11 protein-coding genes are annotated in these 12,996 nt (G+C 48.8%); 10 read left to right on the top strand and 1 reads right to left on the bottom strand.

The window, feature by feature from the left end; genetic code table 11:
* Nucleotides 1–43 precede the first annotated feature (43 nt).
* The 7 genes from ACSQ8O_RS35545 (at nucleotide 44) to ACSQ8O_RS35515 (ending at nucleotide 8,445) form a co-directional block, all read left to right on the top strand.
* Nucleotides 44–1,060, top strand: a complete 1,017-nt coding sequence (locus ACSQ8O_RS35545) for an XdhC family protein (RefSeq protein WP_436245563.1) — start codon at nucleotides 44–46, stop codon at nucleotides 1,058–1,060.
* A 341-nt stretch (nucleotides 1,061–1,401) separates the two neighbouring features.
* Complete coding sequence (locus tag ACSQ8O_RS35540) at nucleotides 1,402–2,244, top strand: nucleotidyltransferase family protein (RefSeq protein WP_436245562.1); 843 nt, start codon at nucleotides 1,402–1,404, stop codon at nucleotides 2,242–2,244.
* Nucleotides 2,245–2,567: 323 nt separating this feature from the next.
* Nucleotides 2,568–3,554, top strand: coding sequence for an FAD binding domain-containing protein (locus tag ACSQ8O_RS35535; RefSeq protein WP_436245561.1), 987 nt, complete (start codon nucleotides 2,568–2,570; stop codon nucleotides 3,552–3,554).
* Entirely contained in the window at nucleotides 3,544–5,832 is a 2,289-nt protein-coding gene (gene pucD / locus ACSQ8O_RS35530; protein WP_436245560.1) for a xanthine dehydrogenase subunit D, read from the top strand. The genes ACSQ8O_RS35535 and pucD overlap by 11 nt, the downstream gene beginning before the upstream one ends.
* The gene (locus tag ACSQ8O_RS35525) at nucleotides 5,825–6,310 is read left to right on the top strand and encodes a (2Fe-2S)-binding protein (RefSeq protein ID WP_436245559.1); all 486 of its coding nucleotides are present in this window, start codon (nucleotides 5,825–5,827) and stop codon (nucleotides 6,308–6,310) included. The genes pucD and ACSQ8O_RS35525 overlap by 8 nt, the downstream gene beginning before the upstream one ends.
* A gap of 7 nt (nucleotides 6,311–6,317) precedes the next feature.
* Nucleotides 6,318–7,445, top strand: coding sequence for a BMP family ABC transporter substrate-binding protein (locus tag ACSQ8O_RS35520; protein WP_436245558.1), 1,128 nt, complete (start codon nucleotides 6,318–6,320; stop codon nucleotides 7,443–7,445).
* Between the two features lie 22 nt (nucleotides 7,446–7,467).
* Nucleotides 7,468–8,445, top strand: coding sequence for an aromatic ring-hydroxylating dioxygenase subunit alpha (locus tag ACSQ8O_RS35515; RefSeq protein WP_436245557.1), 978 nt, complete (start codon nucleotides 7,468–7,470; stop codon nucleotides 8,443–8,445).
* Between the two features lie 125 nt (nucleotides 8,446–8,570).
* Here ACSQ8O_RS35515 and ACSQ8O_RS35510 read toward each other — a convergent pair whose 3' ends face one another.
* A complete protein-coding gene (locus ACSQ8O_RS35510; RefSeq protein ID WP_056612737.1) occupies nucleotides 8,571–8,771 on the bottom strand; it encodes a hypothetical protein in 201 nt (66 codons plus the stop codon).
* A 77-nt stretch (nucleotides 8,772–8,848) separates the two neighbouring features.
* Here ACSQ8O_RS35510 and ACSQ8O_RS35505 point away from each other — a divergent pair, with 77 nt between their 5' ends.
* Genes ACSQ8O_RS35505 through ACSQ8O_RS35495 form a run of 3 tightly spaced genes read left to right on the top strand, consistent with a single transcriptional unit; the run spans nucleotide 8,849 to nucleotide 12,738 of the window.
* Nucleotides 8,849–11,155, top strand: a complete 2,307-nt coding sequence (locus ACSQ8O_RS35505; RefSeq protein ID WP_436245556.1) for an ATP-binding protein — start codon at nucleotides 8,849–8,851, stop codon at nucleotides 11,153–11,155.
* Nucleotides 11,152–11,784 (top strand): response regulator transcription factor, encoded by a 633-nt coding sequence (locus tag ACSQ8O_RS35500; RefSeq protein ID WP_171637586.1) that lies wholly within the window; start codon nucleotides 11,152–11,154, stop codon nucleotides 11,782–11,784. Before ACSQ8O_RS35505 ends, ACSQ8O_RS35500 begins: the two co-directional genes overlap by 4 nt.
* Nucleotides 11,785–11,799: 15 nt before the next feature.
* Nucleotides 11,800–12,738 (top strand): polyprenyl synthetase family protein, encoded by a 939-nt coding sequence (locus tag ACSQ8O_RS35495; protein ID WP_436245555.1) that lies wholly within the window; start codon nucleotides 11,800–11,802, stop codon nucleotides 12,736–12,738.
* Nucleotides 12,739–12,996: the final 258 nt, after the last annotated feature.

Genomic DNA, 12,996 nt, shown 5'->3' with positions numbered 1-12,996 from the left:
ATAAGTGTCAGGTAGCATTTATAAATAGAAGGAGCGATGAGCGATGGAGGCCTATGACATTTTGCAAGCTGTGGAAAATAATACGGGAGCTCGTGTATTAGCGACAGTGATTCATGTGGAAGGTCACGCTTATCGCAAGCAAGGAACTGTCATGCTGTTAATGGCAGATGGAAGCACGGTAGGGACCATTTCTCCGGGGTGTTTGGAAGGTGATCTCGCTGCTTACGTACCAGGCGTGTGGGAATCGCAGAAACCGCAAATGGTCGAATACGACATGAGGCCTGCCGATGATTTTGGTTGGGGGGAGACGATTGGGTGCGGCGGGTTGATCCGTATTTTGCTTGAGCCACTTGCTGGAGAGCTGCTGGTTAACCTGCTGGTCGTGAAAGACAGATTGGATCACGGTGAGGCCGTGGGACTCATTCGCACTTATACCGATGGGTATTCGGATATTAGTTACGCGTTGCGTGGCTCAGGTGTAGAGGAGGAGGGGCTTCCTGCAACCTCAGGTGTGAGAGAGCCATTTCGCTTAGTGACGAGTACGCTGTTTATGCCAAAGCCAAGAGTCATTGTGTTCGGTGCGAATCCGGATGCGGTCCCGCTCGTACAAATGGCTGCAAGCAGCGGCTTTCGTGTGGTGGTCGCGGATTGGCGTGAATCGTTCTGCAACGCAGAGCGGTTTCCAGGGGTAGAAACGATGGTTGCTTTTCCAGAGTCGTTAGTCGAAAAGCTTGCGCTGAATGAGCGAGATTACGTCGTGATTATGAGTCATCAGTTCGAGAAGGACACCGCCTTCTTCCGAGGTATTATGGCTTATCACTTACACTATCTAGGCATTATGGGCTCCAAGGAGCGTACGGCGAAAATGCTAGAAGGTTTCGAGCGCCCTGACTGGTTGCACGCACCAATCGGCTTAAACATCGGCTCGGAAGGCGCGTTCGAGAATGCGATTAGCATTGTATCTGAGCTGATTGCGATCAAGCGTGGCAAACATGGAGCGGGTGTGTGGTCATCATCCTTAGCTCATGGGCGGGACGTAGGGAGCTTCTGCTCATGGTGAAGTGGTGGAGATGGTGGAACCGGGGGAGAGGGTGAAGCTGTCAGGTTAACGGAATTGGCTTTGAACGAAATTGAATATTTGTCGGCTTCAAGCGATGGAAATTGGACATCGTGGTGTGCTTATTTCTCAATAATGCTAAGCAATTTGCAGTTTAAGACCATTGCGAGTGCTTATTCTCAGGTAAAGGGGAATTTATCTTAATACTTTGGATAATAGGGTATTGTCGGATGCTTATAGTTGAATGTGCAGTATCCCATTGATGAATACGCACTTGCCGTGGTCTTATTTCAGATCTCTGACTCCTTCTAAACCTGACAACATGGGGGGGGAGGGTGAAGCGGGTGGAACTGGTGGAACCAGAGGAACCAGAGGAAGCAGGGGAACCAGAGGAACCAGGGGAGATGGTGGAGCTGAGGAAACTGGTGGAACAAGGGAAATCAGTGAAATCAGGGAAACCGGAAACGGGTGAAAGCGAGATACTGATGGAACTAGGGGAAGAAACAGTGAAACCAGTGAAACCAGAGGAGAAGGTGAAACCGGAGAAGATGGTGAGATCAGGGGAGAAAAAAATCGTTGGCGTCTACTTGGCAGCTGGAAGTAGTCGGCGTATGGGGACTGCGAAGCAGTCCCTCGAGTTGGCGGAAGGTATTAGCCTTGGAAGTATCGCGCTGTTGAAAGCGCTAGGCTGCGCTGCGTTCGAGCAGGTGGTTGTCGTTGTACGTGAAGGCGATACGCTGACGTGGTTGCCGGAAGAAGCTCGTCATGAGCTCGAGAGTGGGAGATGCCGAATCGTGGTGTGTCCAGAGGCTAGTCTGGGTATGGCACACTCGCTTCGCACGGGCATTCAAGCGGCAGATGGGCTGGAGGCTGATGGTGCGATGGTTATGCTGGCTGATCAGCCATTCATCGAGGAAGCTATGTTAGATGGGTTGATTGATGCTTACGAGGCGGGAGTGGAGTACGATTATGTTGCTAGTGGCGATAAAGGGATCCCGAAGCCGCCAGTCATTCTAGGGAGCAGAATGTGGTCAGCTATCGCTTCGTTGGAAGGTGATGCTGGCGCGCGAGTACTGTTTCATTTGCCTGCATTTCGCGGGCAGATCATCGAGGCGGCGGATCTGACATTTATGGATATTGATACCGCCCAGCAATATGAAGAGGCAAAAACGATCTACAAACCGTAAAGAACGTTAGATTTAGTGACATAAAATTAGCGAATGAGTGCATTGATACGAATGATGCGCTATTTTTTTATATAAAAAAACAAAATGATGTTATGTTAGTTGACGTTAATTTCGAATATTGTTTATAGTAGATCTAATTTATCGGAACGACGTTCCGCAACTTTTTAGAAGTGGCGGATATCGCCAAAATAGCGGAAGCTGGTTCCGTTACATGGCGCGCAACGCAACGAACATGCTAACCACGCAGCAAGCCGGCTTCTCGCGGCAAACTCAGAACACATAACGGGCACGTGGTCATTCTGAATCTCTGAGGAGGGTTGAATATGTCAGTTCCGATGCATCAGCTGCCTGAGCAGCAGCCTTCCGTATGGCAGCCAACAAGTGTGGAGGAAGCGATTCAATTGAAGCATAAATGGGGCAAAGATGCTGTTCTTGTTGCTGGAGGCACTTGGCTTCGCACGCGCTGGGAAAATGGGCTCGCCCCGATGCCACAGCATTTCATTAGTCTTGGACGAATTCTTGTTCTCTCGGGATTAACGGTTAATTCCCAAGGTCAAGTTCATATAGGTGCTGCCCTAAGCATTGCAGATTTGATGCAAAATGAGCTTGTTCAGCAGAAATGCGGACTACTCGTGCAAGCTTGTTCGGAGATTGCTGCCCCGTCGATTCGGAACTTAGCCTCGATCGGAGGCAATGTGATGACACGTACAGGAGATCTAATCCCCGCACTGCTTGTGATGGATGCACAGATAACGTGTACAGATGGACAGAACGAGCGGATGATTGCGTTGAAGGATTGGCTGGCTGCTCCGCAAGTGGCTCCTGATGAGATCATGACGGGGATTATTGTGCCGACAGGGGGATTGGAAAGCAGTGACGGCACGGAGAATGCCGCCAAGAACCCTGAAGATACCAAGTCGACGGATGGACAGCTAGCTGCAGCAGCAGAGCAGGAGAGCACCCATGAGTTCTACCTCAAGGTTGGACGCAGAGAGGCGTTTACGCCATCGGTTGTTACCGTCGCGGGTAGGCTATCTCTTCAAGCGGATGGGACGGTTCGCAGCATCGCTTTAGCGGCTGGCGGAGGCAACGCGGTTCCTGCGAGGTTTACAGATCTGGAAGCGGGCATGATCGGGAAACCGTTAAATAAGGCAACTTTGCAGATGCTCCACAAAGGGGTAATAGCTGACTTCAACGCGGTGGCGGATGATTATGCCGGGGTAGCTTACCGCAAACAAACGGCAGCGAATCTAATCATTTCGGAGTGTTTCAAAGCAATGCGCAAAGGGGGCGGAGCTTATGCTCCTTAATCGGAATGCGAAGAAATGGATTATTAGACCTGATGGCAAGGAGAAAGTGACAGGGGAGCTCCGGTATCTCACCGATTTAACAGCGCCAGGCATGCTGCACGGCAAAGTACTGCGAAGTCAATACCCGCATGCGTGGATTCTTTCCATCGATACAACGAAAGCCAAACAATTACCCGGCGTGCGCGTGGTCTTAACGGCTGACGACGTACCAGGGTTGAATCTATTCGGAATTGCTTTTCCTCATCAGCCAGTGTTTTGTCAGGATCGCGTTCGTTATATTGGGGATGCGCTGGCATCTGTTGCAGCAGATACAGAGGAACTAGCGGAATATGCGCTAAGCCTTATTGAAGTCGTGTATGAGCCGCTTCCACTTGTAGATAATCCTGAAACCGCGCTGGAAGCGGGGACGATTATGCTGCATCCCGAAGGGAATCTGCTTCATCAAACCTCCTTACAGCATGGGGACTCGAACATTGAGGACGTTTTCGATACATGTGCACACGTCGTTGAAGAGACCTATCTGACACCTCGGCAAATGCATACGTATATGGAAACCGAAGGTGGTCTCTTTATTCCTGAAGCTGATGGGAGACTGACCGTTTACTCGCCGACCCAGCATGGTTACAAGGATCGCTTCCAGTTAGCGCGAATCCTTGGCATCCCAGAAGAGCAAATCAGAGTCGTTTCCAGTCCGATTGGCGGTTCGTTTGGCGGGAAGGATGAGCTCAATGTGCAACCTTTCGGGGCATTAATGGCACGAAAGACAGGCAAGCCGATCAAAATGCACAATTCCCGCCGTGAATCCGTGATCTCCGGCATTAAACGTCATCCGATGCGGATCACGATGAAAACAGGCACAGATGCACACGGAAAGCTGATCGCGCACCAAGTTCGCATCCTTGCCGATACAGGAGCGTACGCGACACTAGGCTGTGAGGTGTTGAATTTTGCCACCGAGCATGCGATTGGACCTTACACGATCTCGCATGTCGACGTAGAAGGAAAGAGCGTCTACACGAATAACGGTGTGTCCGGTGAGTTTCGGGGCTTTGGTGGCAATCAGGTGATTTTCGCCGTGGAGAGCCAAATCGAACGCCTAGCCGAGAAGCTCGGCATGGACGCGTGGGAGCTGCGCAAGCTAAACTTGCGCCAGCCAACCGATCCGGGCCCGATGGGTCAGCAGATCGTGGCCACCGAAGGCGCCGCTCAGGTGTGGGCGAAGGCGCAGGAGTCGCCGCTCTGGGCGAAGCGCGCAAGCAGCGCGCGCGGGCCAGAGCAAGAGCCGTGGCTGCGCCGAGGCGTCGGCGCTGCGCTGGTGATGCATGGTGCCGGGCTCGGCCTCGGCATCCCCGATCATTCCGGCGGCCGCATTGAGCTCACGCCGGAGGGCAAGATCCAGGCCTCCTTCGGCTTCGAGGAGTTCGGCCAAGGGCTCTATGCAGCACTCACGTTGATGCTGCAGGACTGCTTCGGCTGCGCCGCCGATGACATCAGCATCGTCATCGGCGATACCGACCGCGTGCCGAGCAGCGGTTCGAGCACGGCCTCCCGCGCCACCACGATGATGTGGCGCGCGCTCCAGCGGCTGAAGCCAGCCTTCGTGCTGGCGCTGCTGGAGCAGGCTTCGCTGCTCTGCGGCATTCCGGCCGCAGAGCTCGCAACCGGCGCAGGCGGGATTCATCACAAGGGTGATGAATCGGGGGAGCCGGTTGTCACGTATGCGGAGGCCGCTGCTGCAGCGGTGAATCCGATCCTCGCGCATACGGAGTTCGACTACCCGACGACGCCCGAAGGGCGGGTCGGTGCGCACTACCTGTACTCTTACGCGGCCGCTATCGTAGAGGTGGAAGTCAATATGCTGACCGGCCGGGTCAAGGTGCTGCAGACGGATCACGTTATCGCCGCAGGTCCTGTGATTAATCCGATGGGCTTTCTTGGACAAATTGAGGGCGGCAGTGTGATGGCACTGGGCTATACACTGACCGAAGATGCTGTGATGATAGAAGGTCGCTATGTCAGGCATAATCTCGACACTTATCTTGTTCCTACTTTCAGCGACAGCCCGCATTGCATTCAAGTCGAGGCCATTGAAGAGTTGCCAGAGGGAGATACATTTGGCCCCCGTGGCGTTGGAGAAATCGGATCTGTCGGCTTGGCTCCTGCCATTACGGCGGCAGTGCGGCAAGCGACAGGCATTTGGGTAAATAAGTTGCCCATATCACCAGAAGACATCGTGCAGTCCATCGATTGGTTAGAAGGGGTGGAGGCCAGTGATTAATACATCGTTTGTGCTAGATTGCTCCATTAACGGGAAGGCAGTTTCGATCCCAGTGCCTGCATCCAAAAAGATGTCTGCCATTCTACGGGATGACCTGTTGATGACCGGCACCAAGGTTTCTTGTGAGATTGGGCGCTGCGGCGCTTGCATGGTTCTGCTCGACGGTCAACCTGTGAATTCCTGTTTACTGATGGCTTATCAAGCATCGGGCAAGGAGATTATGACCATTGAGGGGATATCGGCAGGCGAAGAGCTGCATCCGATTCAACAAGCCATGTTAGAGGAGGGGGGATTGCAGTGCGGTTACTGTACCGCCGGCATGGTTGTAACCTTAACCGCGTTGTGGGAATCGAACCCTGCTCCAACGAGGGCTGAGGCTGAGAAAGCACTGTGCGGTAACATATGCCGGTGCACAGGGTATGAGGGGATTTTCAGAGCGGTAGAGAAATGCGGATTGTCCATAAAAAGAGAGGGGTAGAAGCGATATGAGAAAAACCATGCTGTCTATTACTGCTATTATGTTAGTGATTTTAAGTGCCTGCTCCACAAGTACGACAACAAGTTCTACAACAGCACCAGCTTCCACCACAGCTGCTTCTACGGCAGCAACAACAGAGAAGAAGCTGCCAAGAGTTGCTTTTGTCTATATCGGTGTGCCGGGGGATGGCGGATGGACGTTCGAGCATGATCAAGGTCGTCTGATGATGGAGAAAGAATTAGGAATTAAAGCGACGACGGTTGAAAATATTCCAGAAGGCCCTGACGCTGAGCGTGTATTTGAAGAGTTGGCTCAGAAAAATGACATTATTTTCGGAACCTCCTTCGGGTACATGGACCCCATGGTTGCGGTAGCGGCGAAGCATCCGAATGTGAAATTCCTGCACGCCACTGGCTACAAAACAGCACCAAACCTAGGCACGTACATGGGACGTGAATATCAAAGTGCTTACCTCGTCGGTATGGCAGCAGGGAAAATGACGAAAAACAACCATATGGGCTATGTCGGAGCTTTCCCGATTCCAGAGGTTATTTATACCATCAATGCGTTCACGCTAGGTGCGCAAAGTGTGAATCCCGATATCGATGTCTCTGTGGTATGGAGTAACACCTGGTTTGATCCTGCAACAGAGAAGCAAGCGGCTATCTCCTTGTTGGATAAAGGTGTAGACGTTTTGGCGGCTTACCAAGATTCACCCGCAAGTATTCAAGCTGCTGCTGAACGCAAAGTATGGGGCATCGGGAACGATTCCGATATGGGCAGATTCGCACCGGATACGTACATATCGAACCCGAAATGGAACTGGGGCCCGTACTACGTGAAAACAGTGAAAAGTGTCATGGATGGTACGTGGAAGGCAGATAGCTACTTTGGCAGTATGAAAGAGGGCATCACAGATATTGCGCCACTTGGCAAAAATGTGCCAGCGGATGTTAAAGCGCTAGTAGAGAAGAAAAAAGCGGAAATTCTGAACGGTACGTTCGATGTATTCCAAGGCCCTATCGTAGATCAAGATGGTAAAACGCGCTTCGAATCCGGGAAGAAGATGACGGACGAAGAAATTCTTGGCACGACTTGGTTTGTTAAGGGCATTAAAGGTGTTATACCTAAATAAAGGACGAAGGATGTGACTGGCGATGACAATACAAGATATCGCATTAATTCACGAGTGGCACCCGGTGTTGTTATCGTCAGCACTCACGGATAAGCCGGAGGCTGTTGTTGTACTAGGGGAGAAAGTAGCAGTATTCCGTACCTCGCAAGGTGTCCACGCATTTAAGGATCTATGCATTCATCGCGGTGTGCCGCTCTCACTGGGGAAAGTAAGCGGCGATGAGTTGGTTTGTGCGTACCATGGTTGGTCTTACAATGGCTGTGGTACGTGTACTAAGATTCCTTCCTTACCGAAGGAACAGGCTATTCCTTCGAAGGCCAAGGCCTTCGTTTATACCTGCGTAGAAGCACATGGACTAATCTGGGTGTGCCTAGGGACACCTGCGGGGCCTCTGCCTAAAGTGAGTGCCTTTGTGCCAGAGGGCTTCAAGGAAGTATTCATGGGGCCTTACACCTTGCAAGCCGCAGGTCCTCGCATTATTGAAAATTTCCTCGATGTGTCCCACCTTATGTTCGTGCATGAGGGACTGTTGGGCGATAGTGATTTCGCAGAAATCAATGATTATCACGTGTTGGAAGAGGACGGCGTTCTGCGTTCAGAAGAAATCATCGTGTATCAGCCGGATGCGGATGGGACAGGGCGCGGGGTAAATAGCCGTTATGTATATGAGGTGTTCGGTCCTTTATGTGTAGCTTTTACGAAGAGAGACGACGTATCCGATCATATCTTTCGGCTGTTTCTGATGGTGCAGCCGGTTACGGAGCAGACTAGCGTGGCTTATATGCTGAAGCAAAGAAACTATGCGTATGATGAGCTCGATGAGGTGTTCATCCAATTCCAAGACAGGCTCATTGAGCAGGATCGGATCATGGTAGAGAACCAGAAGCCGGAGCTGCTGCCGCTAGATTTGCAAGCTGAGCTGCATTTGAAGTGCGATCGTTTGAGCATCGCTTACCGCAAACGCCTGCGCGAGTTAGGGGTCACCTTCGGGACGGCTTAGCGAGAATTGTAGGATCTGGTAAGAGTAGTGCGAATGACATGCATACGAATTAAAAAAAGGATTGTATAATTAGCATGTGCTAATATGCAATCCTTTTTTTTATTTGGTAAAATAAGACTACTAGATTACCACCAATAGTTAGAAGGCTCATTGGCATTTTGTTTTCTTGTGTCTGAAGGAGTTGTAAATGTTTTGATAAGTGCAGCTGTTTCTTCAGCAGATAGAGGTTGAGCCACCATAAAGGAATCTGCTTGCTTGCGCAGTTCTGCGCGTTTCACTGCTTGTACGGAACGTTGCAATTCTGGGTTCAATTGAATAATCGCCATTGTTTTAGCTCCCTCTTTTTAAATAATAGTTTACAAGAGTGATTATAGCAAAATATTGGAATTTAGGGGAGAGTTAATTGAAAATAGTAGTGAAAATTTCTGTGGGTATGTATATGGTGCTCTTCATTGCTTTGCAAATCTGGTGTTCATTTGTAACCTTCCATTTTCCCTATAATGGTATCTACTTGGACACGGCTCGTACAGACGAGTGGATCGTCAGCAAACTTGAGGCAAATAGCACGAATGATAAGATTCATATCGGCGATAAAGTCATTGCGATTGATGGTAAACCACCAGGTGAATGGTCAACCGTCAAGCGGTGGAATGTGGTTGAGAAGGCGAACACAGTTGTGATTTGGAGAGATGGCGTCGTAGAATCTATCGATTTGAGGACAAGCCGACCGGCCCTGTTCGATATCATTTCGCTCGCGGAGGAATTCGTCTGTCTATTCATGTGCGTATTATTATTGGTGAGGGAAAGTCGTTCGCCTTCCGCACGATTGCTCGCTTTCTCGTTTCTTAGCGCTGCCTTAATCTTTATGAGCTTAGGTGCATCCATGCGGGGAGATTTAATAGGCAAGTTGATGATTGCTAGTTCGATGATGGTGCTGCCCATTGTCTTTCTACATTTCCTTGTGGTGTTCTTCAAAGAAAAGGGAGACATGGAGCTGCCCAAGGGCCATTTTAAATATTTGTACGGGATTGCCTTCCTAGCTTTTGTATTGAGAGGTCTATACTTTTTTCCTTCGATGGCTTTCGTATATCGGTATGACGGATCGGTCACGATGGGATTCTTCATCATTGTTATTTCCTTAAATATTTCTCTATTGGCAACGTTGTTTGTAAAGGTTAGGAAAGCACAGACGCCGCTCGCTGGTATTATCAAAAGTGTGTTCTACTCCTTGCTCATTTCGTTTCTACCTATTATCTGTCTCTCGTTCCTCCCACAGCTCATTATCGGAGATTGGATATTCGATCCTATTTATACAAGTTGGCTATTATTAATATTTCCAATCACGTTCTCTTATTTAATAGCTTCCGATCAGTTATATGATATTGGCCTTGTCGTGCGGCGTGTTTTATTTGCTTGTCTGATGGCAGTAGTACCCGTCAGCTTGTTTACTGGCGCTTTTGCTATTATTTTTCATGGGGAAACCAACGGAAAGCAAATTTTATTCGTATTCCTAGGCTCAATCTTCCTTCTTTCTGCTATGTTGTATGCAGCCGAATATTGGACGACGAGATTAGAGCCCTATTTGTTCCCGAGAAAGTACGTACTGAAATCAGCGCTAAAAAAGATTTCAAAAAATTTAGGAACCATCTCCAGCTTCCGTGATCTGAAGGATATCATCCTAGTGGATATTGTGGGCACGCTGCAAGTGACAGGTGGCGCAATTGTTTTTCGGCATAAAAATGATATTGAAATTTTCTGTGAAGGTGAAGTTGATACGGCAGAAATTCAACGTTTGGTGAATTCATCTGCGATGCTCAATCATCCTTACTATACATTCTTGGAAATGAACTGCCATGAGGAATATACAAGCTATCTCATCGTAACTCGGAAGAAGACGAACACACGAATCGCGAAGGAAGAGTTGCATTGGCTGCAGCTAATCACCTCCTACTTGGAAGTAAGTATGGAAAATGTGTATCTGATTCGTAAGTTAACGGGCAGACTTCAGCAAATGGTTTCCCATCTACCGCAGGAAGAACATCTCTGGTTACGGAAGGTGATGTTCGAACTGCAGGAGGAGGAACGTGTTCGGATTGCCACGGATCTTCATGATACGACGATGCAGGATTTGTTCTTCCTTAAGCGAAGATTAACCTCATTAGCTGAGAAACCATCGATGCGTCAAGAGGATCGCGAACAGCTGAACAGCATGAACAACTTTGTGGAAATGATCAATGCCAGCTTGCGTCAGAGCTGCTTCGAATTGAATCCTCATCTGTTGAAAGAGGTAGGGTTGAAGCAAACCTTGAAGACGTTCGTCGAGAAAGAATCGTATACGACGCCGTTCGAGATTTCATTCCGAGCCGAGCAAATTTCTGAAATCGAAGGGAAGGATTTATCGGCCAAACGGCATATCTTCCGGATTGTGCAAGAATTACTTAACAACGCTAAAAAACATTCGCAGGCGGCTAATGTCAGCTTTCATCTGTGGGAAGAAGATCATTTCTTTTATTTAAGTTATCGGGATGATGGCGTAGGGTTTCATGTGAAGGAAGAGGTCGCCGTTGAAATCGCCGCATCCGGTATGGGGCTTGCTTATATGAGAAGCCGTGTTCTGCATGTAGGCGGGAGCTTTGAACTGGAGACCGCTGAAGGGGAAGGGACTCATATTTTAATCACAATACCAACTGAGGAAGTGATGTCAGCATGAGTGAAATCGTCAAAACATTGGTGGTCGATGACCATCCCTTATTTGCAAGAGCGACGAAAACGTTGCTTGATGAGATAGATCGTATCGAGGTGGTCGGAGTTGTTAGTAATGCGAAGGAATGTTTGGAATATGTGAAGTTGCATCAGCCTGGGCTCATATTTCTAGACTATCAGCTTCCCGATCAGACGGGCACAGAGGTTGCTGCACAGCTCAAACAACTATACCCGCACATCCATATTGTCATCTTCACCGGCATTGAGTTGGCAGGTATTTACAATAAGTTGATTGAAATGAAAGTAAGCGGTGTACTGTCGAAAGAGTCAACGGAGCGGACGATCAAGAATATGGTGTATTGTATTTTGGATGGGTATACGATGATTCCGCTGTCCGTTTTTAACCAGATGCAATTAAATGAAGCCGATGCAGGCGAAGAATGTGAACTGCAAGAGGAAGAAGTGCTCATGATGAACATGCTGGTTAAAGGGGCTACACACGAACAAATTGCTGAACGAATTTTCATGAGCAAGCGTACGGTTGATAATTATTTGCGTAAGATTTATGACAAATGGGGCGCGAAATCAAGGACAGAGGCTTTGGAGAAGTTTATCAAAAGTAAATATTACACCTGAAAGTAGGCGCTTCGCATGCAGGACATTCAGCAGCACATGGCACGGATGATGGATGATTATATGTTTGATGAGGATTTGAAAACGCTGCTGAGATCATGTATGTCAGATAACGAGACTTCGAGTCTGTCTTGGTCCAAAGTCACGTTGTGCACACACGCTATGCTTGGTGGGGGTTCGCCTGATATCCATCGCCGAGCAGCTTTGACAGAGTTAGTTGTTCTTATCCTGGATATCGTCGATGATCTGCAGGATCAGGATAGCGATAGTAAGCCTTGGATGCGCGTGGACACGGCGAGTGCGTTGAATGCTGTATTAGCGCTAATGATCGGTGTGATAGGTGAACTGGGCAGAATAAATGCCAGTGGTACGATGCTGGTTGAAATTAGCAAAATCATTGCTAGATCAATTAATGGCCAGCATAAAGATGTGATTAATGCGGTTTCCACTGTTGATGACTACTTATGGATGACGCAAGAGAAATCGGGGTCGTTATTCCGTCTTGCTTGCTTCCTAGGTTATTTCGATACAGCCTGTACAGAAGGAACGGTAGAGCAGCTGCATCAGATCGCCGATTGTGTGGGACTTCTCCACCAGATTCAGAACGATGTGCGGGATCTTGTTCGCTATGATGAGAAAAGTGACCTCATGGCGAAGAAGCGGACGCTACCCATCCTATATCTACTCTCCATTGAAGATGAAGTGTTCTCACCCGTGAAGGCTTACTACAGGGGGGAGATTACGGCTGAACTTTTTGCAGAAAAGGAAGACGAAGTGAAGCAGTTGATTCAGGATTCCGGCTGCTTGGAATACGCACGCATCGTTCAAACCGTGTGCATGCAGAAAGCAGAGGAGATATGGGCAGAGCTGCCAGCGTTGTCGCCATGGAAGGAAGAGTTCCGGACGCTCACATGGGGCGATTTCGTAAAGCAGGGTGTAGAAGTGGAGCAGGCCTAGTGCCTGCTCTTTTCTCAATATCTCCTGAGCCCCGGGCAAATAAATGGATTATATGTAGTTAAATATTTGGATTTATCAGTCAAAATCAGATTAGATGGAAAATATACAGTTAATTATATACATTTTTACCTATATAAACTAAATGAGTGATTTTAACTGCATATTTTATAGTTAAATCGAGTTTTCGATGAAATTTCTCATAAATAGCTGTACATTTTCCAGTTAATGAAAATCTCTGGCGCACTAGCCTCTCAAAAC

It is taken from the genome of Paenibacillus sp. LjRoot56 (genome assembly GCF_964253335.1).
In the GTDB taxonomy this organism is placed as follows: Bacteria; Bacillota; Bacilli; order Paenibacillales; family NBRC-103111; genus Paenibacillus_E; species Paenibacillus_E allorhizoplanae.
This window is presented reverse-complemented; position numbering and strand designations above follow the sequence as displayed.